We start from the raw sequence: 22,853 nt of genomic DNA on the forward strand, positions 1-22,853 counted from the left end.
TTACCCGCTGGCTTCTCACTTGTCAAACCGGCGTCCGCGACCCTCATCAGCTTGAGGCTTGAATGGTCGGTTTTTCGGTCTGACTCCGTGGAGCAGCGCGGAAATAAACTCTACCACCACTCTTCCGGGATGGCCAACCGGGCGTGCTGGCGGCGCTCCAACACGGAAAGCCGGGGCGCGAAAAAGCCCGGGATCACAAGGATCCCGGGCCTTTTCAACAAAGCAACGCGGAGGTCAGCCGCGGGCTGCCTTTCCCGGCTTGAAGTAGGCAGCACCCAGCGGCGGCAAGGTGACGCTCAACGTGGCTGGCTGCCCGTCCTGTCCCTCCCCGGTTGCCTTCAGTTCTCCGTTGTTCAGCACACCGGATCCGCCATACGTGGTGGAGTCGGTGTTGAGCACCTCGGTCCAGGCACCGGCCTCAGGCACCCCCAGCGTGTAGCCGGCATGCGGCGCGCCCGAGAAGTTGATGGCGCACACCAGGGGGTTTCCCTCCTTGTCCCAACGAATGAACGAGAGGACATTGCGGTCCGCGTCTCCCCCGTTGATCCACTGGAAGCCACCCGGCTCGTTATCGCGCGTGTAGAGCGCCGGGGTGGAGGCATACAGCTCGTTGAGGTCCTTGGTCAGCAGCTGGATCCCCTTGTGGGCGGGGATGTCGGCAAGCCACCAGTCGAGTCCGTGCTGTTCCGACCATTCCGCTTCCTGGCCGAATTCGGTACCCATAAAGATGAGCTGCTTGCCCGGGTGCGCCCACTGGTACGCCAGGAAGGCGCGCAGGTTGGCCAGCTGCTGCCAGCGGTCGCCGGGCATCTTCCGGAGCATGGAGCCCTTGCCGTGGACGACTTCATCGTGGCTGATGGGCAGCAGGAAGTTCTCGGTGAAGGCATACACCAGGGAGAACGTCACGGTGCCGTGGTGCCACTTGCGGTTGACCGGATCCTCGGAGGCGTACTTGAGCGAATCGTGCATCCAGCCCATGTTCCACTTCAGGCCAAAGCCCAGGCCGCCATGGCTGGTGGGAGCAGTAACCCCCGGGAAGGCCGTCGATTCCTCGGCGATCATCACGGCGCCGGGGTGTGTCTTGTACACCGTGGCGTTGACTTCCTGCAGGAAGGAAATGGCTTCCAGGTTCTCCCGGCCGCCGAAGCGGTTGGGCCGCCACTGCCCCTCTTCGCGGGAGTAGTCCAGGTAGAGCAGGGACGCCACGGCATCCACGCGCAGGCCGTCGATGTGGAACTCCTCCAGCCAGTACAGCGCGTTGGCCACGAGGAAGTTCCGGACCTCGGTCCGGCCGAAGTCGAAAATGAGCGTGCCCCAGTCAGGGTGCTCACCCAGCGCCGGGTCGGAGTGCTCGTAGAGGGGCTCGCCGTCGAACTGTGCCAGGGCCCAGGCGTCCTTCGGGAAGTGCGCGGGCACCCAGTCCAGCAGGACCCCGATCCCGGCCTGGTGCAGCGCGTCCACCAGGTACCGGAATTCGTCCGGATGGCCGAACCGGGAGGTGGGCGCGAAGTACGAAGTGACCTGGTAGCCCCAGGAGCCGCCGAAGGGGTGCTCCGCTACCGGCATGAACTCCACGTGGGTGAACCCCAGCCACTTGACGTAGTCCACCAGTTCCTTGGCCAGTTCCCGGTAGCCCAGCCCCAGGCGCCAGGAGCCGAGGTGCACTTCGTAGACGCTCATGGCCGAGTTGTGCGGGTCCCGCTTGGCCCGGGCTTCCATCCACTCGTCGTCCTTAAACGCGTACGAGGGCTCAACAACCCGGGAGGCGGTCAGCGGCGGGACCTCGGTTCCGAAGGCGAGGGGATCGGCTTTCTCCACCCAGTAGCCGGACCGGGTGCGGATCTCGAATTTGTAGCATGCACCCGCAGTTACGCCAGGGATGAAGATTTCCCAGACACCGGACGAGCCGAGGGAACGAAGGGAGTTCTCGCGGCCGTCCCAGTCGTTGAAGTCGCCCTTGATCCGCACGGCCTGGGCGTTGGGGGCCCATACGGCGAAGGAGACGCCGTCCACATCGCCGAGGGAGGACTTGTAGTGCTGGACATGCGCGCCGAGGACCTGCCAGAGCTTCTCGTGCCGGCCCTCACCGATGAGGTGCAGGTCCACCTCCCCAACGGTGGGCAGGTAGCGGTACGGCTCGTCCACGGTGACGGGTTCGGCCCCCGGGTACGTGACGGCAAGCCGGTAGTCAGGGACGTGGCCCTGCTGCAGCGGCTCCATCACGGCCACCCACACGCCGTGGGCTTCATGTTCCATGGGAATCTCGCCCGCGGCCGTAATGACGGTGACGGCCTCGGCCAGATGCTTCACGGTGCGGATGGTGACGTGGCCGTAGTCGTCCAGGTGCGCCCCAAGGACGGAATGGGGGGCGTGGTGTTCGCCATTCGCGATCTTGCCCAGGATGCCTGCATCCACATGCAGCGGCACCCCCGGATGGTCGGTTCGTGCTGAGCCTGTCATTTCGTTACCTTCCGATGCTGCCCCGGCCTGTTGGCCGGCGCCGTTACCGCTGAGGAGCCGCCTGGCGGCGTTCACGGGGATCGCCAGCCAGTCGGGCCTGTTACGCATTTCATAAACTACTTCGTACAGTGCCTTGTCCAGCCACAATGCCACAAAGAGGGGCGAGTCCTTGTCGACGGTGCCGGGAGTGACCTCCGCGTAGCCGGCGAGGAACGCTGCGGCGCAGTCATCCACCCAGGAGGCGGGCACCTGCGCGCCTTCCTGCTCGCGCTGCGCGGCGCCTGCCGCATAGTCGAAGGACCGGAGCATCCCCGCCACGTCGCGCAGCGGAACGTCGGGAACGTTCCGTTCGGCGATGGGACGCAGCGGTTCGCCTTCGAAGTCGAGGATGGCCCACCGGGCCGGTTCCCCGGCCCGGCCCGGCACCTGGAGGATCTGTCCCAGGTGGAGGTCACCATGGATCCGCTGCAGCGGACCGGCAGGGACGCCGTCGAGCCCGTCCAGCAGGGTGTCCAGAGCGGAGTCGTACTGCCCGACGGCGGAGGCGCATTCGGCCCACGCCTGCCGGACGCGCTGGGCTACTGCAGGCGCAATCACCTTGCCGGGCGCGGCCTCCTCGGATTGTCCGAGTGCTTCGGCCAGCCGGCGGTGGACCGTTGCGGTGGCGGCTCCCAGGGCGCGTGCCTCCGCCGTAAAGTCGGTTCCGGACCGCGCCGCGTCAACAGCAAGTCGCCAGGCATCAAGCCCGCCGGCCAGGAACTCGTGCGCCACGGCCAACTCCCCCTCGGCGTGCCGGGAACCTGCGGCAGTGCCGTCCGGGGAAGGAAGGCCCTGGGTGAGCCATTCGCCGCGGACCCAGCCCAGTGTGGCCGGAACTTCAGCGGTACCGGCGGACGTGAGGGCGGCGCCCACTTCGACTTCGGGGTTGGTCCCTTCCGAGAGGACACGGAAGAATTTCACGATGGCGGCCGATTCGCCGTCGTCCACTATCACCGAACTGTTGGACTGCTCCCCCGACAGCACCTTGACCACACCGCGCGCGGTGGGCAGCCGGTGGTCCCCTGGAGACCGGAACCCGGAGGCAGTACCGCTGGGGGCTTTCTGGCCGCCGCGCATCAGCTCAAGCCAGGCCCCCACAAAGTCCGGATCGTGCACGGCGTCGTAGACCCATGGCCTGGAAGGATCAGTGCCGGCGGCCTCCCCGATCAGGGCCCGCTCCATGCCGGCCGCCGGTGCCGGCCGGAAGCTCAAGGGGACCTGCACCACTTCGGTGCGCCGGCCGCCGTCGGCCCCCTTGGTGGTGACCTTCAGCAGGAACACTGCCAGCGCCGCGTGGCCGGAGGGATCGTCCAACCCCAGGCTGCCGGCTTGGGCTACCTCGAAACCGGGCGTTTTGACGGGGAACCAGCGTTGCCTCGGAAGCCATTCCTGAAGCAGCGCGGTCAGGGCGGGAGTAAGGATGGGCTGGTTCATGTCAGTTCTCAATCGAGAGGATCGGCATTGCCTGCGTATAGGGGGACGAAGGATTGGACGCTGCAGAGCGGACCCGCAGCCAGAAGAAATCGTGGCTGCCCAGGGTCAGCGTCAGCGTCCCGTCCTCGTTGATGCCAGGAAATGGCTGGCCGCCGAACACATCCCGAAGGCCGCGTCCGGCGTAATCGGGAATGCGCAGCCTGGCGGCCACGGGGTGCTGCGAAAGGTTGAACGCACACAGGATGGTTTCACCGTCCACCCCGGCGGAGTTGCCGTTGGGCAGCTCCCGGAGGTAGGCCAGGACGGCGTCGTGGTCGGCCTCGACGTGCTTGAAGGCACCAAGGCCAAACGCGGAATGGTTCTTGCGGACGCTGAGGATCTGCCGCGTCCAGCGCAGCAGGGAGCCCGAGTGTGCAGCCTCAGCCTCAACGTTGGCCATGTTGTAGTTATAGACCAGGGACTGGATCACGGGCAGGTAGAGCTTGCCCGGGTCCGCGTGGGAGAAGCCGGCATTCCGGTCCGGGTTCCACTGCATAGGCGTGCGGACGGCGTCGCGGTCCTCGAGCCAGATGTTGTCCCCCATGCCGATCTCGTCCCCGTAGTACAGGAAAGGGCTGCCCGGCAGCGAGAGCAGCAGGGCGTTGATCAGTTCGATCTCGGCCCGGGAGTTGTCCAGCAGGGGTGCCAGCCGGCGGCGGATGCCGATATTGGCCCGCATCCGCGGATCCGGCGCGTACCAGCCAAGCATTGCGGCACGCTCGTCCGCGGTGACCATCTCAAGGGTGAGCTCGTCATGGTTCCGCAGGAAGGTGCCCCACTGCGCGCCCTCGGGAATATCGGGGGTGTCCTTCATCGTCTCGATGATGGGCGCGGCCTTTTGGTCGCGGAGCGCGTAGTACAGGCGCGGCATGATCGGGAAGTGGAAGGCCATGTGGCATTCGGGTTCGGCTTCCGTCCCGAAGTACTCCACCACCTCGTTGGGCGGCTGGTTGGCCTCGGCGATGATGACGCGCCCGGGGTAGCTTTCGTCCACCATGGCGCGGAGCCTGCGGAGGAATTCGTGGGTGGCGGGCAGGTTCTCGCAGTTGGTGCCTTCCTCCTCGAAGAGGTAGGGAATGGCGTCTGCGCGGAACCCGTCGATGCCCTGGTCCAGCCAGAACCGCACCACGTCGAACAGGGCCTCGATCACCTTGGGGTTTTCGAAGTTCAGGTCCGGCTGGTGGCTGAAGAACCGGTGCCAGAAAAACTGCCGGCGGATGGGGTCGAAGGTCCAGTTCGATTCCTCGGTGTCCACAAAGATGATCCGGGCGTCCTGGTACTTCTCGTCCGTGTCGCTCCACACGTAGAAGTCCCCGTACGGGCCGTCCGGGTCCTTCCGCGATTCCTGGAACCAGGGGTGCTGGTCCGAGGTGTGGTTCAGGGGCAGGTCGATGACGACCCGCACCCCCCTGGCGTGGGCTTCGGCCACGAGCCGCTTGAAATCGGTGATGGTTCCGAACTCGTCCAGCACCGAGTTGTAGTCGGAAATGTCGTAGCCGCCGTCGCGCAGCGGCGACTGGAAGAACGGGGGCAGCCAGAGGCAGTCCACGCCCAGCCACTGCAGGTAGTCAAGCCTGTCGATGAGGCCCGAAAAATCTCCCGAGCCGTCACCGTTGGCATCCGCAAAAGCCCTGACGAGGACCTCGTAGAAAACGGCCTTCCGGTACCACAGCGGATCGTGCTGCAGCCCCGGCGCATTCAGTTCGAAGGTGCTCTTCGGCGTGAAATGCTGGCCCGAACTTTGCGGATTAAAACTCACTGATGCGCTCTCCTGACACTCAGGATGTGTGCGGGCTCAACGTGCGGATCGAGGCGGACGTAGTTGAACTCTCCCCATTCCCAGCTTTCCCCGGAAATGAGGTCGTCCACATAGAAGCCGCCGTTCGCGGTGCGGTCCTCCGGGTCAAGCTCCAGCGCCGCGAGGTCCAGCGAGACGCTGCACTCCTTGGTGACGTGCGGATCAACGTTAACCACCACAATGATGGTGTCCTTGGATCCGTCCGCGAGCGTCTTGTGCTTGGAGTAGGCAACGGTGGAATCGTCAGTTGTGTAATGCACCGTGAGGTTCTGCAGGTCCTGCAGTGCCGGATGGGTGTGCCGGATCTCGTTCAGCCTGGTGATGTAGGGGGCCAGGGTCCGCCCGGAGCGGGCGGCGGCGTCCCAGTCACGAGCTTTGTACTCGAACTTTTCGTTGTCGATGTACTCTTCCGCTCCCGGCCGGGCAACGTGCTCGTACAGCTCGTAACCGGCGTAGACCCCCCACAGCGGGCTGGCCGTGGACGCCAGCGCCGCCCTGATCTTGAAGGCCGCAGGGCCGCCGAACTGGAGGTATTCGGTGAGGATGTCCGGCGTGTTCACAAAGAAGTTGGGCCGGAAGAAGGCAGGCGATTCGTGGCTGACCTCGGTGAAGTAGTCCTGGATCTCCTTCTTCGTGTTGCGCCAGGTGAAGTAGGTGTAGGACTGCTGGAAGCCGGCACGGCCCAGCGCGTGCATCATGGCGGGCCGGGTGAAGGCTTCAGCGAGGAAGACCACACCCGGAACTTCCTTATTCACCTCAGCAATGAGCCATTCCCAGAACCACACCGGTTTGGTGTGCGGGTTATCCACGCGGAAAATCTTTACCCCGTGGTTGACCCACAACAGGACAATACGGAGAATTTCGTTTGCGAGGCCCTCCGGATCATTATCGAAATTCAGCGGATAAATATCCTGGTACTTCTTGGGCGGGTTTTCCGCATAGGCAATACTGCCGTCCACGCGGGTGGTGAACCATTCCGGGTGTGACTGGACCCAGGGGTGGTCCGGTGCGGCCTGCAGCGCGAGGTCCAGGGCCACTTCCAGGCCGAGCTCGTTCGCCCGCGCCACAAAAGCGTCAAAGTCCTCGAACGTGCCAAGGTCCGGGTGGATGGCGTCGTGGCCGCCTTCCTTGGCGCCGATGGCCCACGGCGAGCCGGGATCGTTGGGGCCGGCGATCAGGGTGTTGTTGGGACCCTTGCGGTGCTGGACGCCGATGGGGTGGATGGGAGGCATGTACAGGACGTCGAAGCCCATGGCGGCAACGGCGTCGAGGCGCTTCGCGGCGGTGCGGAAATTGCCGGAGGTCCAGGTGCCGGTGTCGTGGTTGCGGACGGCGCCCTCGGAGCGGGGGAAGAATTCGTACCAGGCGCCCCGGCCGGCGAGGTCGCGCTCCACCAGCAGCGGGAACTGCTCGGAGACGGTCACCAGTTCGCGGATGGGTTCGCGCCCCACGATGTCCGTCACCCCCTGGCTGAACCCGGCGGCAAGGCGCTCTTCCGGGCTCAGGGACCGGTCCGCCAGCCGCTCGGCGACCCAGCGCAGCGTTGCCCTGTCCGCCTCGCTGCGGGAGTCGTCGTCGGACGCTTCACCCAGCAGGGCCGCACCTTCGGCGAGCATCAACTCCACGTCGATTCCGGCGGCCACCTTCACCTCGGCGTTGTGGTGCCAGGTGCCGTAGCGGTCGTGCCAGGCTTCGATGACGAAGGACCAGTTGCCAACGTCCGACGGCGTGAGGATGCCTTCCCAGCGGTCCGTCCCCATGCCGCGTTCCCCGCGGGGCGGGGCGAGCCGTACGCGCTGGCGTTCGGTGCCCTGGGGATCCAGGAGCACTGCGCTGACCCCAAGCTGGTCATGCCCTTCCCGGAAGGCCGTGGCCCCCACGACGATTCCCTCACCCGGCAGCGCCTTGGCGGGGACTTTTCCACCGTCCACCACCGGCTGCACTGCGGTGATGGGAAAACGTCCAAACCGCAGGCCGTCAGTGATGCGGCCCTTCGGCTTATTGTCTAATGCGGCACTGGTTCCTGAGTTAGTCGTCACAGGCTCGACGTTAGCGAGAAATGGCGAGGATTGCTAAGCCTGCTCCCTAATTTTGTTGCGGTTCGCGTCATTTCCTGCACGCCAACGGTCATTTACCCAAAAGAAACCCAAAGCTGGTTCCGGCTGCCCATGTTGTCCGTTAGTGTGACGCAGGTGAAGGCAATCCGCAGATTTACGGTCCGTACAGTGCTCCCCGAGCCGATCCGCCCGCTGGCCCGGCTGGCCAGCAATTTGCGCTGGTCCTGGCACCGCCCCACCCGGGATCTCTTTGCCGGGCTGAACCCCCGCCTCTGGACTGAAAGCGGCGAAGACCCCGTGGGTTTCCTGGGTTTGGTGAGCCGCGAAGAGCTGCAGCAGCTGGCCGCGGACCAGTCCGTGGTGGAACGCGTACGCGCCGCCGAAGAGGACCTCGACCGCTACCTCGAGGAGCCGCGCTGGTACCAGGGCCTGGGCCCGGACGCGCCGGCCGCGATCGCCTACTTCTCGCCCGAATTCGGCATCACCGAAGTTCTTCCGCAGTACTCCGGCGGCCTGGGCATCCTGGCCGGCGACCACCTGAAGGCGGCCTCGGACCTGGGCGTGCCGCTGATCGGTGTTGGCCTGCTGTACCAGGCCGGATACTTCAAGCAGTCCCTCTCCCGGGACGCCTGGCAGCAGGAAACCTACCCCGTCCTGGACCCGGACGGGCTGCCGCTCACCCTGCTGCGCGAGCCTTCCCCGGACGGCAACGGCCGGCCCCTGCAGGTCTCACTGCCCCTCCCCAACCACCGGCGGCTGCTGGCACACATCTGGCGCGCCGACGTCGGCCGTGTCCCGCTGCTGCTCCTGGATTCCAACGTCCCGGGCAACGACGAAGCCGCCCGCAGCATCACGGACCGGCTGTACGGCGGCGGCGGCGACCACCGGCTGCAGCAGGAACTGCTGCTGGGCATGGGCGGGGTCAAGGCGCTGCGTGCCTTCCAGAAGCTCACCGGAACGGCAGCTCCGGAGGTGTTCCACACCAATGAGGGGCACGCCGGTTTCCTGGGCATCGAACGCATCCAGGAACTGATGGCCGGGGACGAGGCGCTCACCTTTGATGAGGCACTGGCCGCCGGCCGCGCGTCCACCGTCTTCACCACCCACACCCCCGTCCCCGCCGGCATCGACCGGTTCGAGATCGCGCAGATCCACCACTTCTTCCAGGCCGGCCTGGCACCCGACGTGCCCGTGGACCGGATCCTGGAGCTGGGCAGGGAAAACTACGCCGACGGCAACGCCTCAGTGTTCAACATGGCCGTGATGGGCCTCCGGCTGGCGCAGCGGGCCAACGGCGTGGCGAAGCTGCACGGCGAAGTGTCCCGCGGCATGTTCTCTGCCCTGTGGCCCGGATTCGACCACTCCGAGGTACCCATCACGTCCGTGACCAACGGTGTGCACGTGCCCACCTGGGTGGACAGCCGGATTTCCAAGCTCGCCCGCGACCAGTTCGGCAGCGAAGCCGAAGCCAACGGCCGCTGGGACCTCGCCTACAACGTCAGCGACGCCGACGTCTGGGCGCTGCGGCGCGAGATGCGCGCCGCGCTGGTGGATGATGTCCGCAAGCGGCTGCGTGCCGCGTGGAAGAAGCGCGGGGCCGCGGACGCTGAACTGGGCTGGACGGACAACGTGCTGGACCCGGACGTGCTCACCATCGGGTTCGCCCGCCGCGTTCCCACCTACAAGCGCCTGACGCTGATGCTGCGCGAGCCCGAACGGCTCAAGGCGCTGCTCCTGCATAAGGAACACCCCATCCAGCTCGTGATCGCCGGCAAGTCCCACCCCGCCGACGACGCGGGCAAGAAGATGATTCAGGACCTGGTCCGCTTCACGGATGATCCTGAGGTCCGGCACCGCATCGCCTTCCTGCCCAACTACGACATCGCGATGGCGCGCACACTTTTCCCGGGCTGCGACGTTTGGCTGAACAACCCGCTCCGGCCGCTTGAGGCCTGCGGAACGTCGGGCATGAAGGCCGCCCTGAACGGCTCGCTGAACCTTTCCGTCCTGGACGGCTGGTGGGATGAGATGTACGACGGCGAGAACGGCTGGGCGATCCCCACCGCCAACAACGGAGCCTCGCCGGAGGAACGCGACGATATCGAGGCCGCGGCCCTGTACGAGCTCCTCGAGACCCAGGTGGCCCCGCGCTTCTACGGCAGCACCGTGTCCGAGGGTGCCGGCGCAGCGGGTCCGTCCACCACGTCCGCGGCCGAAAAGGTGCCCACGCACTGGGTGTCCATGATCAAGCACACCCTGGCGCACCTTGGGCCCAAGGTTTCAGCCGAGCGCATGCTCCGCGACTACGTGAACATCCTCTACCGCCCGGCGGCGGAGGCGGGCCGGAGCGCCGGCGCGAACTCGTACCTGCAGGCCCGGAGCCTCGCATCCTGGACCGCGAACGTCCGCTCCGCGTGGCCGCACGTGCATGTGGAACACGTCGACTCGGTGGGGGTATCCGAAGACCCGCAGATCGGCGACACGCTCCAGGTGAACGCCTACGTGGCCCTGCACAGCCTGACTCCGGAGGATGTGAGCGTGGAAGTGGCCTATGGCCGGGCCGAGGAAAGCGACACGCTGGCAGAGATCACCGTGATGGAACTCAAGGTCCAGGAGGACCTGGGCAGCGGCCGGCACCTGTTCAGCGGCTCCCTGGTGATCGACCGTTCCGGGTCCTTCGGCTACACCGTCCGGGTGCTGCCGCGGCATGACGCGCTGGCGTCCAAGGCTGAACTGGGATTGATCGTCAACGCGTAGGGGCTGACGCCGGACCCGCGGCAGGAGCAACCAGCAGGAGGAACCCATGAACGACCGTACCGTGGCGGACCTGATTGTGGACCGGCTGGAAACGTGGGGCGTCAGCCGCGTGTTCGGCTACAGCGGGGACGGGATCAACGGGTTCATGGGTGCCCTCCGCCGGGCGGAAGACCGGGTGGAATTCGTGCAGGCCCGGCACGAGGAAACCGCGGCCTTTATGGCCGTGGGCCACGCCAAATACACCGGCGGGGTGGGTGTGGTCACCTCAACCCAGGGCCCCGGCGCCGTCCACCTGCTGAACGGCCTGTACGACGCAAAGCTCGACGGCGTTCCCGTGGTGGCCATCGTGGGGCAGCAGAGCCGCACGGTGCTCGGCTCGGCCTACATGCAGGAAATTGAGCTCACTGTTCTGTTCAAGGACGTCGCGGCCCAGTTCGTCCAGCAGGTCAACGCGCCCGAGCAGCTGCCCATGGTCCTGGACCGTGCCTTCCGGACCGCGAAGGCCACCTCGTCGCCGTGTGTGGTGATCCTGCCGCATGATATCCAGTCCGCGCCCGCGCCGGAGCTGGAACAGAAGCACGGCGTGGTGGTCACCGCGCCGTCCTGGAGCACATCGGCCAAGACCCCGCGCACGGAAGACCTGGATGCCGCCGCCGCGATCCTCAACGGGTCCCGGAAGGTCGCGCTGCTTGTTGGCCAGGGTGCCCGGCATGCAGGAGCGGAAGTGGTGGCCATCGCCGAGCAGCTTGGTGCCGGAATCGCCACGAGCCTGCTGGGCAAGCCGTACGTGGATGAGACCCTGCCCTTCGCCGTGGGCACGATGGGACACCTAGGCACCACGGCAAGTGCCCACCTGCTGGGCAACTGCGACGCCCTGCTGATCGTGGGATCGAACGATCCCTGGACCGAGTTTTATCCCCCGCCCGGCGCCGCCCGTGCGGTCCAGATCGACATTGACGAGCGGAAGATCGGCAACCGCTACCCCGTTGAGGTCGGGTTGGCCGGCGACGCAGCCGCTGCGCTCCAGGCACTCAGCTCCCGGCTGACGGCACGTCCCGGCGGACAGTGGCGCGACGACGTCGAACAGGAAGTTCTCCGCTGGCGTGCCTTGGCGGAGGAACGGGCCGCTGTACCGGCCAGGCCGGTGAACCCGGAGCGGGTGGTCCGGGAGCTCAACGGCCGGCTGCCGGCGGACGCCCAGGTGAGTATCGACGTCGGCAGTTGCGTTTACTGGTACGCGCGGCAACTCATCCTTCCGCCGGGTGTTCCGGCCCACCTTTCCGGCACGCTGGCCAGCATGGGCTGCTCCATCCCCTATGGAATTGCGGCCAAGCTCGCCCGCCCGGACCGGCCGCTGGTGGCGCTGGCCGGCGACGGCGCCATGCAGATGGCCGGGATTGCAGAACTGGTGACAGTAGCGCACCGCTGGCGGCAGTGGCAGGACCCGCGGTTCATTGTCTGCGTCTTCAACAACCGTGAGCTCACCGAAGTCACGTGGGAGCAGCGCGAATCCGAGGGCGAACCGCGGTTCCGGGACAGCCAGGAACTCCCGGACTTCCCGTTCGCAGGCTACGCGGACCTGCTCGGCTTTACCGGCATCCGGGTGGAGGATCCCGAACTGCTGGCAGATGCCTGGGAGCGCGCCTTCGCGGCGGACCGGCCGGTGATGATTGAGGTCCTGACCGATCCCGAGGTTCCGCTGCTGCCGCCCTTCCCGGGCGGCAAGGAAAAGGCGGAAAGCATGCGCAAGGCCCTTGCCGGGGAGGACGGCGGCGGCCGGGCGCTGGATCTGCTGGATACGTATACCGGGCAAGAGGAACGCGGCTAGGGAAGGACCGGTTTCCAGCCGGGCCGGGTCCAGGACCGGTTCCGCCGGGCGGGGTTTAGAGCAGGACCGCGGTGACGGCCAGGTCCTTGCCGGCGTAGCGCTCGGCGTCCTGGAGGATCTCGCAGATGATCCCGAAGGACCTGTCCGCGCGGAACGGTGCCGCTACCTGCCAGAGCACGGTGACCGGGCGGTTGCCGTTGTCAGTGATGCTGTCTGCGAAGTCATGCAGGGAATCGTTCAGGGCATCCAGGTTCACGCCGTAGTGTTCGGGGAAGTTGAGGACCTCGCCGAACGTTTCCAGGACGCCCTTCTTGCTGTCCGCGGCCGGGACCACCAGGCTGCGGCGTCCGGCATCGGCTACCTGTTCCTGCAGCTCTTCCAGGGTCCAGGTATCGCCGGAGTAGATCTTCATGATTGTGCTTAACTGCCTTCCGCTATGAATCGAAATGTCTCGTAGTGATCGTCGGTGTAGTACTTTTCGCCCTCATCGCCGGCGACGATGCGCCGGGCTCCCCGGTCTGATTCGCCGGGCGTGGGTACGGTGTACTCGCGGTAGTAGCCCCGGTCCTTCCGCGGGAGGATCCGTTCGAAGTTTCCAAACGTCTGGTTGTCCTGGCTGTAGCGGTAAGGTCCGCCGGCCCGGATCAGGGCGAGGGTGTTCCGGGCTTCGGCGGGAAGCGCGGACTCACGCACCTCCGGCAGGCTTGACGGGTTGTCCACCAAAGCACCCGGGTCAGGCGCTGCACTCGAAGCGCCCTCCGTCGTCGTACCTTGTGTCACCGTACCTTGAGTGGGCGTGCCTTGCGCGACCGTGCCTTCTGTGAACTGGCCCAGGACGCCGCTGCCGCCAAACGCCAGCAGGGCCAGCACCACGACGGCGGCCAGCACCAAGGGCAGGGTGTTGCGGTTGCGCATAGGTATGGGTTCTCCGGCGGACTACGTGCGGTAAATGTTCATGGAGTTGGCCTCGACGAGGTCTTTCTCCCCCGAAGAGACCCTGCTCCCCTGCCGGAGCTCGTGCAGCGGCGAGGTGGTCAGCCGCAGCTCGAACATCCGGTGCGGGGCGCCCTCCGCGGTAATCCGGGGCAGGGTGATCTCCACGTCAGACGTACTGCCGTTCACCACCACCAGGCCGGCCAGGGTGCCGTCATCGGAACCGAGCAGGAGCTGCATCACCCGGTGCTGAGGATCGTTCCAGCGTTCCATGGACATGGGCTGGCCGGCCTGGTCAAACCAGTACAGGTAGGACTGTTCGTCCCGCCCCGGGAAGTCGTTGGGCTGCGCGGCCAGGAACTCCTTGCGGAGCCGGATGTACCGCTTGGTGCTGCGGAGCATCTCGTGGGACTCCGGGGTCCTGGTCCAGTCGAGCCAGGCGATGGCGTTGTCCTGGCAGTAGGCGTTGTTGTTTCCCTGCTGGGTCCGCGCCAGTTCGTCTCCGGCCGTGATCATGGGGACACCGAGCGAAATCATCAGCGACGCCATCAGGTTCCGGCGGGACTGGGCACGCTTCGCGAGGATGGTGCCGTCCTCCGTGGGGCCTTCAAACCCGTGGTTGTAGCTGCGGTTGTCGCCATGCCCGTCCCGGTTCTGCTCGCCGTTGGCCTCGTTGTGCTTCCGGTCGTAGGAGACGAGATCGTTCATGGTGAAGCCGTCGTGGGAGGTGATGTAGTTCAGCGAAGCGAGGCGTGAGCGGCCGGAAGCGGCAAAGAGATCCGCGGACCCGGACAGCACGTCGGCGAGCCTGGACACCGGACCGCCCTGGCCGCCGGACTCCAGGGAGGCACGGTCGGCTACCCAGAAGGAGCGCAGGGCATCCCGGAAGTGGTCGTTCCAGTCGGCCCAGCCCGCCGGGAACCGTCCGGTCTGCCAGCCGCCGTAGCCCACATCCCAGGGTTCGGCGATGAGCTTCACATCAGACAGCACCGGATCTGCTGCGATATCCACGAGGAACGGGTGTTTGGGGTCGAACTCATTGGCGGCGTTCCGGCACAGCGTCACCGCCAGGTCAAAGCGGAAGCCGTCGATGTGAAATTCATCCACCCAGTACCGCAACGAGTCCAGGACCAGCTGCACCACCCGGGGCTGGGAAAAGTCCAGGCTGTTGCCGCAGCCCGTGGTGTCCACGTACCTGCCGTGCCCGTCGGTGCGGTAGTACTTGTCCTCCCCCAGGCCCCGGAAGCTCAGCGTCTGGCCGTCGGGGCCGCCCTCGGCGGTGTGGTTGTAGACCACGTCCAGGATGACTTCCAGTCCGGCCGCATGCAGCGCCTTGACCATGCCCTTGAACTCGTCCTGGACTGCCTGGGGGCCCGCATTCCGGGCAGCCCTGGTGGCGTAGCCGGGGTGCGGGGCGAAAAAGGCGGCGGTGTTGTATCCCCAGTAGTTGGTCAGGGCAAGGTCCTGCAGATGCGGTTCATCCAGGTGGAAATGCACCGGCAGCAGCTGGACGGAGGTAATGCCCAGGCTCTTGAGGTGCTCCAGGATGGCAGGGTGTGCCAGGCCGGCATAGGTGCCGCGGAGTTCCTCGGGCACGTCGGGGTGGAGCTTGCTCTGCCCTCGGACGTGGGCCTCATAAATGATGGTGTCGCGCCACGGCAGCTTCAGCCGTGCGTCCTGTCCCCAATCGAAGTCGCCGGCCATTCGCACGCTCGTCAGGAAACCCTCGGACTGGTCCACGGCGCGCCCGTACGGGTCCAGCAGCAGCGGCTGCCCGCCGTCGTCGTCAATGCCGCCTGCCGGCACGGCCACCGGCAGGGACTGCCCGGCGGCTGCTTCCCGGAAGCCATACCTGGAGCCGTACGGGAGGTTGTCCACCATTCCGTGATGGACGCCCTGGCTTACGTTGGGCAGCGCCTGGACGCGCCAGTCGGCGCCGGGGGCCTGGTAGACGATTTCCAGGTTCCGGATGCCCGGAGCGTAACAGGCCACATTGGCCTGAGCCGGGGACACGGTGGCGTTGCCGGTTGAACCCCCGCGGGCCGCGCCTGCGCGCGGGACACTGACACCGAGTGGAAGGGCCGTTGAGGCGTCCGTGGCGGAAGCTGCAGTTTCGAAGAGCGGCATGACCATCACCTAAATCCTAGCCGCCAACGGACCTGCTACTTTGCCGCGCGCTGGCGGGACACTTCGTACAGGGAGATGCCCACGGCCATGGAAGCGTTCAGTGATTCCATCGCCGAGTCGATGGGGATGGAGACGATCTGGTCGCAGTTTTCGCGGACCAGGCGGCTGAGGCCCTTGCCTTCCGAGCCCACCACAATGCACACCGGTTCGGTGGCGAGGGTCAGGTCGGGAAGTGACACGTCGCCGTCGCCGTCCAGGCCCAGGACGAAGATGCCCATGTTCTTGAACTGCTTCAGGGCGCTGTTGAGGTTGGAGGCGCGGGCGACGGGCACCCGCACGGCCGCACCGGCGCTGGTTTTCCAGGCGGAGGCGGTGACGCCAACTGAGCGGCGTTCGGGGACGATCACGCCGTGGCCGCTGAAGGCGGACACGGAGCGGATGATGGCGCCCAGGTTGCGGGGGTCGGTGATGCCGTCGAGGGCGACGAAGAGCGGGGCGTTGGCCACGTGGCCCTTTTTCCACTTCGCCACGGTGTCTTCGGCGAGCTCGTAGGCGTCCTGGTACTCGTACGGCGGGATCTGGAGCACCAGGCCCTGGTGCACGGCGTCGTCTGTCATCCGGTCCAGCTCGGGCTTGCCGGTTTCCATCAAGGGGATGCCGCGCTCGGCGGCAATCTTCAGGGATTCCTTGACGCGGTCATCCATTTCGATCCGGATGGCCACGTGCAGTGCCTTGGCGGGGATGCCGGCGCGGAGCGCTTCGACCACGGAGTTCCGGCCGGTGACCACTTCTTCGGTAGCGCGTCCCTTGGGGCCCGACTTGGCTGCACCGGCGCTGCGGGCACCCGGGTTGCGCTTGGCGGCGGAGCGCTCGGAGAGCTGCTTGGCCTTGTGGGCTTTGTGGTACGGGCGGTCCTCCGCCTTGGGCGTGGGGCCCTTGCCTTCGAGGGCCTTGCGGCCATGGCCACCGGTTCCGATGGTTGGGCCCTTCTTCGCTTTAACCGATCGGCGACCATTGTTGGCCATTGTGTTCCACCCTTGATTGTGCTGACTGAGTCTGCCTACCAGTCTACTGACCGAAGAAAAATCGAACGATCCGTGGTTTCGGGCGTGCCCGGCGCAGGGTGGGGTGTCAGTCCCGCTTCAGGCTCCAGGTTGCGCCGTCCGGCCCGTCCTCCACCACGACGCCGGCCTGGTTGAGTGTGTCCCGGATGGCGTCGGACGCCGCCCAGTTCTTTTCGGCCCGCGCCGCAGCCCGGGCTTCCAGCTGCGCCTGCACCAGGACGTCCAGGGCGGCTGCTTCCTTGCTGTTGCCGGCATCAGAACCGGCCACGGCGTTCAGGCCGAGTACGTCAGTCATTACTGCCACCGTATACATGGCGAGGCGGGCGGCGTCATCGTTTCCTTCGGCGAGGGCGGTGTTGCCGGCGCGTACCGTCTCGTGGAGCGCCGCCAGCGCGCGCGGAACGTTCAGGTCATCGTCCATCGCCGCGGAGAATGCGCTGAGGGTGTCCGGGGATGAGCCGGACGTGCCGGCCACAAAACCGAAGTCCGTTCCGAGCTTGGCGGTGGCTTTGGCGATAAACCCATCAATGCGTTCGACGGCGGCCGCGGCCTCCTGCAGCGACGTGGGGCGGTAGTCCAGGACTGAGCGGTAGTGCGCCTGGCCCAGGTAGTAGCGGACCACCCGGGGTGGGGCCAGTTCCAGCATCTCCGCAGGACTGACGGTGTTCCCGATGGACTTGGACATCTTTTCACCCTGGTAGGTGACCATGCCGTTGTGCATCCAGAAGTTGGCGAACGGGTGGCCTGCCGCCTGGGACTGGGCCAGCTCGTTTTCATGGTGCGGGAACCGCAGGTCCAGGCCGCCGCCGTGGATATCGAACTCGGTGCCCAGGTACTTGGTGACCATGGCAGAGCACTCCAGGTGCCAGCCGGGCCGGCCGGCACCCCAGGGGGAAGCCCAGCTCGCCGTCGCCGGCTCTCCGGTTTTGGAACCCTTCCACAGCGCGAAGTCGCGGGGATCGCGCTTGCCGCGAGGGTCGGCGTCGGGGGCTGCCTGCATGTCATCGATGTTCTGGCGGGTGAGCGAGCCGTACTTGCTCCAGGAACGGACGTCAAAGTACACGTCCCCCGAGCCGTCCAGGGCCGGGTAGGCGTGGCCGCGGTCGATCAGTTGCTGGATGAGCGCATGCATCTCCGGGATGTGGCCGGTAGCGCGGGGTTCGTAGGTGGGCCGGGAAACGCCCAGGGCGTCGTAGGCTTTCAGGAATTCCTGCTCGTAGCGGTATGCCAGGGCCCACCATTCTTCGCCCGCCACTTCGCCGGGTTCCGGGCTGAAGTCCGGCGCGAAGGATGCCTCGGACTTCGCCAGGATCTTGTCATCGATGTCCGTGACGTTCCGGACCACCGTGACCCGCAGGCCGCGGTATTGGAGCCAGCGGGTGAGCTGGTCGAACGCGATGGCGGAGCGGATATGGCCAACGTGCGGCATGCCCTGCACCGTGGCCCCGCAGTAATAGAGGCTGGCCTTGCCCTCGACGAGGGGCACGAAGTCGCGGACTTCGGCGGAGGCAGTGTCATAGAAGCGCAGGGTCACCGCTCCAGATTAGCCGATGGCGCCGGACGGGTTTGGATACACCAGGGCGGTGGCCACTGCGCTGATGCCTTCCCCCCGGCCGGCGAACCCCAGCCCGTCGCTGGTAGTGGCGGTTACGCTGACGGGCGCGCCTGCGGCCTCGCTGAGCACCCGCTGCGATTCCTCACGCCGGGGCCCGAACTTGGGCCGGTTGGCCACGAACTGGACCGCGACGTTGCCTATTTCGAACCCGGCGGCCCGCACGATCCGGGCCGCTTCCGCGAGCAGCGTGACCCCCGATGCGCCCGCGAATTCAGGGCGGCTGGTTCCGAAGTGGGTTCCGAGGTCGCCGATGCCGGCTGCCGAGAAAAGGGCATCTGCGGCCGCGTGTGCCACCGGGTCGCCGTCGGAGTGCCCGGCGAGGCCGCGTTCCCCCTCCCAGTGGAGGCCGCCAAGCCACAGCGGACGGGGCGCGTCATCGGAGGCGTAGGCGTGGACGTCCAGCCCGATGCCGGTGCGGGGAAGGATCGCGGTGATGTCCATGCCTAGCCCTCCACCCAACGCACGCCCAGGGGCCCTTCCAGCAGCCCCTCGGCGATGATCAGGTCCAGCGGGGTGGTGATCTTCAGTGACTGGCTGGAGCCGCGGACGGCGTGGACCGGGGTGCCCAGCATTTCCACCAGCATGGCGTCATCGGTGACAGCCGCGGACTGCTGCTGGTCCAGGGTCCGTGCGGACTCGTGGGCTTTCAGGAGGGTGCCGAGCTGGAAACCCTGGGGCGTCTGCACGGCGCGCAGTTCCTCCCGGGGTGCCGTGCCGGTGACGACTTCCGGTGCCAGTGCGCTGTCATCCCCGGTGGTAGCTTTCACGGTTTTCACGGTGTCCACTACGGCGACGGCGGGAATCACCGCGGCGGCACCGGCAGCGAGGGCGTCGGTCACCCGGTGGAAAACCGATTCGGGGGTCAGCACGCGGGCGGCGTCGTGGACCAGGACCGCCTCGATCCCGTCCATCAGGGCAGCAATGCCGGCCCGGACGGAGTCGGCGCGGGTGGCGCCGCCGTCGACAATGGAAAGGAGGGGGCCGCCGTCGGCCAGTTCCTCCCTGAAGTCCTCACACAACTGCCGCAGGGCAGTGTCCCCGGCAGGAAGGGCGATGCACACCTGGCTGCTCACGCCGGACGCGACAATCCCGCGCAGTGCATGCATGAGGATTGGTTCGCCGCCCAGGGGCACGGCTGCTTTGGGCATGCCGTAGCCGAGCCGCTGCCCGGAGCCGGCGGCCACGAGGATCACGGCAGTGACGGGACGGGTGGGAGTTTCACTCATGCCGACTAGCCTACGTCCCCGCGGCCTGCCCCGCCCGGACCTGAATCCGGGCAAAAAGAAGCCCCGGCGGCACATGGGTGCCACCGGGGTTCAATTCTTAGGAAGCCAGAACCTCGTCGAGAACGCTTGCAGCCTTCTCCTCGTCGGTCTTTTCAGCCAGGGCCAGTTCTGAAATCAGAATCTGCCGGGCTTTGGCCAGCATTCGCTTTTCGCCTGCGGAAAGGCCCCGGTCGTGATCGCGGCGCCACAGGTCGCGGACGACCTCTGCCACCTTGATGACGTCACCGGAAGCAAGCTTCTCCAGATTTGCCTTGTATCTGCGTGACCAGTTGGTGGGCTCTTCGGTGAACTCAGCGCGAAGCACATCAAACACATGCTCCAGGCCTTCCTTGCCCACTACGTCCCGAACGCCAACAAGATCAACATTTTCTGCTGGAACTTCAATGGTCAGATCACCCTGAGCCACCTTGAGCTTGAGATACATCTTCTCTTCGCCCTTGATGGTGCGCATCTTGATTTCTTCAATCTTCGCAGCACCGTGGTGAGGGTAAACTACTGTCTCGCCGACCTCAAATACCATGTGGACATTTCCCCTTTCCCGCAGACCAGTTTATCACGATTCGGGCATATGACCGGCCGGCAAAAGGGCCCCGAACCGCGAAATTCCGCGGAAAAACAGCGCAATCGACCCCCTCAACCCCCTTGACGAACGCAGATAATAGTGCATGTCACGTACGCTGCCAAGGGTGATATGACGGCCCTCGAATCCTCGTTTGCAGTGGATTGCGGCTAGGCTATGGCTGAATAATCTTTCAGAACTCTTGAGGAGTACGTGACGTGCGTTTCACTGCGATGAACCGGGCCCAGCGCGCCAAACTGGCACTGACGGCAGGCGCTCTCGGCGTCGGGCTGCTGGCGTCAGGCTGCGGGTACACCAATTCCCAGCAGACAAGCGAGCAGTACCAGTCGTCAGACGGCATCATCACCGACCTCGGCCCCCTGCAGCTCCGGAACATGCTCATTGTCTCCTCCGGCAAGGACCAGCCGGGCCGCCTGATCGGCGCCGTCTACAACTCTTCCTCGCAGGATGTGAAGCTCACGGTCAACGGCGCCGAGGGTTCGCAGACTGAGGTTCCAGTCAAGGCCAACTCCTACACGCTGCTGAACGAGACCTCGGACGAAGCCATCCTGAGCACCACGGGTGACATCCCGGGCTCGCTGGTGGACGTCAAGATCACCGAGGACGGCACGAACGTCAGCAACACCGTCAAGGTTCCGGTGCTGGATGCCACGCTGCCGGAGTACAAGGAATACCTGCCGGCAGGCAGCACTCCTTCACCGTCGGCAACTCCTTCGCCCACTGCTTCCGAACTCGGTGGCAGCAACCACTAGGCCACAGGCGCGGAACAGCTGAGATACACAAAAGCTTTACAAAAGGGAGGGGGCCGGCCGGCCCCCTCCCTTTTGTATGTGCCTTATTGGCCGCCCTCTTTAGGGCTCGAACTTGTAGCCGAGGCCGCGGACCGTCACCAGGTACCGCGGCGCTGAGGGATCGGGTTCAATCTTGCCGCGCAGCCGCTTGACATGGACGTCCAGCGTCTTGGTGTCCCCCACGTAGTCCGAGCCCCAGACACGGTCAATGAGCTGCCCGCGGGTGAGCACCCGGCCGGAGTTGCGCAGGAGCATCTCCAGGAGTTCAAATTCCTTCAACGGGAGCAGCACCTGCTCGCCGCCCACGCTGACCACATGGCGTTCGATGTCCATCCGCACGGGGCCGGCCTGGACCGTGGAAGAGATCAGTTCCTCGGGTTCGCCCTGGCGCCGCAGGACGGCCCTCACCCGGGCCACCAGTTCGCGCGAGGAGTAGGGCTTGGTGACATAGTCATCGGCGCCCAGTTCCAGGCCCACTACCTTGTCGATTTCGGCGTCCTTGGCCGTCAGCATGATTACCGGGACGCTGGAGCGCTGGCGCAACTGGCGGCAGACCTCCGTGCCGGACAGCCCGGGCAGCTGCAGGTCCAGCAGCACAAGGTCCGCCCCGTTCCGGTCGAATTCGGTGATGGCGTCCAGTCCGTTGTCCACCACTTCAACCTCGAATCCCTCTTTGCCCAGCAAATAGGACAACGGGTCACTGAACGATTCCTCGTCCTCCACAATCAAGATCCTGCTCAAGCGTTGGCTCCTCGTTCTTTTGCGCCTGCGGCGCGTGGTACTTGGGTGACAGGTGGCTTCAGGGGTTCCCGGCCGGACACACCGGCTGCCGGCCGCGGAAGCTCCTCACCGCCGTCCTGGCCTTCCATCTCTGGGAGGCGGAGGGTGAAAGTGGAACCCTGGCCGGGCTGGGACCAGAGGGTCACTTCCCCGCCGTGGTTGGCGGCCACATGCTTGACGATGCTCAGTCCCAGGCCGGTGCCGCCGGTGTGCCGCGAACGGGCGGCGTCGACGCGGTAGAAACGCTCAAAGACGCGCTCCTGGTCCTCGGCACTGAGTCCCTCGCCTTGGTCCGTCACCGAGATGGACACCAGCCCGTCCCTGGACCGGACACCGATTCCAACCCTGGTGTTCGGCGGGGAGTAGCGGATGGCGTTGTCGATGAGGTTGCGCAGGGCCGTGACCAGGAGGTCCTGGTCTCCGAAGACCTTCCCTTCGGTCCGGCCGCCCACAACAATATTGATGTTCTTGCTTTCGGCCGGGAGCTGCGAGCGGTCAACGGCCTCCGCGATCACGGCGTTGACGTCAACAGGTCCGCCAGCCTGGGACACACTGGCCCCCTGCAACCGGGAAAGTTCGATGATGTCCTGCACCAGGGCGGCCAGGCGGCCCGACTCCTTGTGCATGCGCTTGGCGAACCGGCGCACTGCCTCTTCGTCGTCGGCCGAGGATTCGAGGGCTTCGGCGAGCAGGGAAATGGCGCCCACCGGGGTCTTCAGTTCGTGGGAAACATTGGCCACGAAGTCGTTGCGGATCTCTTCCGTCCGGGTAATTTCCGTGCGGTCATCCGCCAGCAGGAGGATGTATTCCTCGCCCAGCATGGCTGCGCGCACCTGCACAATGATGGTGCCCTGGCCCAGGGGTCCCCGCGGCAGCTCCAGCTGCTTCTCCAGGATGACGCCGTCGCGCCGGACGCCTGCCGTCATGTCCAGCAGTTCCTTGTGGACCACTGTGTGCCCGCGGACCAGTCCGTAGGCGTAGGCGGCCGGGCTGGCGCGGACCACGCCGTCGATGGCGTCCACCACCACAAAGGCCCGTCCGACGACGGCAAGCACCTCGGCTGCCCCGGCCGGCAGGGCGAGTTCATCGGCGTCGACATCCAGCAGCTGCCGCTGCTTCTCACTGACCCTGTAGGCAAGCACCCCGAAGGTACCGAGCGCCAGGCCAACTAGGCCGGCAACCAGTCCGATGAGCATAGGATCCACAGCTCAACCTTATGCGCTGGCGGGCGGCCACCGGCACGTCCGGAGCCGCTGTGCCAACGG

Annotated in this window: 16 protein-coding genes; 3 read left to right on the forward strand and 13 right to left on the reverse strand. The window is 66.0% G+C overall.

Features of this window, described 5'->3' with window-relative positions; all coding sequences use genetic code 11:
* Positions 1–234 precede the first annotated feature (234 nt).
* The 3 genes from ARTSIC4J27_RS16500 to ARTSIC4J27_RS16510 are packed head-to-tail and all read right to left on the reverse strand — an operon-like array spanning position 235 to position 7,809.
* Positions 235–3,933 (reverse strand): 1,4-alpha-glucan branching enzyme, encoded by a 3,699-nt coding sequence (locus ARTSIC4J27_RS16500; protein ID WP_050056301.1) that lies wholly within the window; start codon positions 3,931–3,933, stop codon positions 235–237.
* A 1-nt stretch (position 3,934) separates the two neighbouring features.
* Entirely contained in the window at positions 3,935–5,731 is a 1,797-nt protein-coding gene (gene treS, locus ARTSIC4J27_RS16505) for a maltose alpha-D-glucosyltransferase (RefSeq protein WP_050056302.1), read from the reverse strand.
* The gene (locus ARTSIC4J27_RS16510; protein ID WP_050056303.1) at positions 5,728–7,809 is read right to left on the reverse strand and encodes an alpha-1,4-glucan--maltose-1-phosphate maltosyltransferase; all 2,082 of its coding nucleotides are present in this window, start codon (positions 7,807–7,809) and stop codon (positions 5,728–5,730) included. Before ARTSIC4J27_RS16510 ends, treS begins: the two co-directional genes overlap by 4 nt.
* A gap of 153 nt (positions 7,810–7,962) precedes the next feature.
* Between ARTSIC4J27_RS16510 and glgP the strand changes: the two genes are divergently transcribed.
* Together glgP and ARTSIC4J27_RS16520 are read left to right on the forward strand one after the other, a co-directional pair.
* Positions 7,963–10,584, forward strand: coding sequence for an alpha-glucan family phosphorylase (gene glgP / locus ARTSIC4J27_RS16515; RefSeq protein WP_200900847.1), 2,622 nt, complete (start codon positions 7,963–7,965; stop codon positions 10,582–10,584).
* 46 nt (positions 10,585–10,630) lie between these two features.
* Entirely contained in the window at positions 10,631–12,412 is a 1,782-nt protein-coding gene (locus ARTSIC4J27_RS16520; RefSeq protein ID WP_050056304.1) for a thiamine pyrophosphate-requiring protein, read from the forward strand.
* A gap of 55 nt (positions 12,413–12,467) precedes the next feature.
* Here ARTSIC4J27_RS16520 and ARTSIC4J27_RS16525 read toward each other — a convergent pair whose 3' ends face one another.
* The 8 genes from ARTSIC4J27_RS16525 to ARTSIC4J27_RS16560 form a co-directional block, all read right to left on the reverse strand.
* Positions 12,468–12,824: a barstar family protein gene (locus ARTSIC4J27_RS16525; protein WP_050056305.1), complete on the reverse strand. Its 357-nt coding sequence runs from the start codon at positions 12,822–12,824 to the stop codon at positions 12,468–12,470.
* 8 nt (positions 12,825–12,832) lie between these two features.
* Positions 12,833–13,327: a ribonuclease domain-containing protein gene (locus ARTSIC4J27_RS16530; protein ID WP_050056306.1), complete on the reverse strand. Its 495-nt coding sequence runs from the start codon at positions 13,325–13,327 to the stop codon at positions 12,833–12,835.
* Between the two features lie 21 nt (positions 13,328–13,348).
* Positions 13,349–15,478: a glycogen debranching protein GlgX gene (gene glgX, locus ARTSIC4J27_RS16535; RefSeq protein WP_050056307.1), complete on the reverse strand. Its 2,130-nt coding sequence runs from the start codon at positions 15,476–15,478 to the stop codon at positions 13,349–13,351.
* A 29-nt stretch (positions 15,479–15,507) separates the two neighbouring features.
* Complete coding sequence (gene rlmB, locus ARTSIC4J27_RS16540; RefSeq protein WP_050056308.1) at positions 15,508–16,497, reverse strand: 23S rRNA (guanosine(2251)-2'-O)-methyltransferase RlmB; 990 nt, start codon at positions 16,495–16,497, stop codon at positions 15,508–15,510.
* A 106-nt stretch (positions 16,498–16,603) separates the two neighbouring features.
* Positions 16,604–18,070, reverse strand: coding sequence for a cysteine--tRNA ligase (gene cysS, locus ARTSIC4J27_RS16545; protein WP_050056309.1), 1,467 nt, complete (start codon positions 18,068–18,070; stop codon positions 16,604–16,606).
* 9 nt (positions 18,071–18,079) lie between these two features.
* Positions 18,080–18,592 carry a 2-C-methyl-D-erythritol 2,4-cyclodiphosphate synthase gene (gene ispF / locus ARTSIC4J27_RS16550; RefSeq protein WP_050056310.1) on the reverse strand — a complete coding sequence of 171 codons (513 nt, stop codon included), beginning with the start codon at positions 18,590–18,592 and terminating at the stop codon, positions 18,080–18,082.
* 2 nt (positions 18,593–18,594) lie between these two features.
* Positions 18,595–19,377, reverse strand: a complete 783-nt coding sequence (ispD, locus tag ARTSIC4J27_RS16555) for a 2-C-methyl-D-erythritol 4-phosphate cytidylyltransferase (protein WP_050056311.1) — start codon at positions 19,375–19,377, stop codon at positions 18,595–18,597.
* 97 nt (positions 19,378–19,474) lie between these two features.
* On the reverse strand, positions 19,475–19,957 hold the full coding sequence (locus ARTSIC4J27_RS16560) for a CarD family transcriptional regulator (protein ID WP_011690592.1): 483 nt from the start codon (positions 19,955–19,957) through the stop codon (positions 19,475–19,477).
* 272 nt (positions 19,958–20,229) lie between these two features.
* Here ARTSIC4J27_RS16560 and ARTSIC4J27_RS16565 point away from each other — a divergent pair, with 272 nt between their 5' ends.
* A complete protein-coding gene (locus tag ARTSIC4J27_RS16565) occupies positions 20,230–20,769 on the forward strand; it encodes a hypothetical protein (RefSeq protein ID WP_050056312.1) in 540 nt (179 codons plus the stop codon).
* Between the two features lie 99 nt (positions 20,770–20,868).
* On the opposite strand, the gene ARTSIC4J27_RS16570 is transcribed toward ARTSIC4J27_RS16565, so the two are convergent.
* Both ARTSIC4J27_RS16570 and ARTSIC4J27_RS16575 read right to left on the reverse strand, forming a co-directional pair.
* On the reverse strand, positions 20,869–21,549 hold the full coding sequence (locus ARTSIC4J27_RS16570; protein WP_050056313.1) for a response regulator transcription factor: 681 nt from the start codon (positions 21,547–21,549) through the stop codon (positions 20,869–20,871).
* Positions 21,546–22,784 (reverse strand): sensor histidine kinase, encoded by a 1,239-nt coding sequence (locus tag ARTSIC4J27_RS16575; RefSeq protein WP_050056314.1) that lies wholly within the window; start codon positions 22,782–22,784, stop codon positions 21,546–21,548. Before ARTSIC4J27_RS16575 ends, ARTSIC4J27_RS16570 begins: the two co-directional genes overlap by 4 nt.
* Between the last annotated feature and the right edge of the window lie 69 nt (positions 22,785–22,853).

Source organism: Pseudarthrobacter siccitolerans, from assembly GCF_001046895.1.
GTDB lineage: Bacteria > Actinomycetota > Actinomycetes > Actinomycetales > Micrococcaceae > Arthrobacter > Arthrobacter siccitolerans.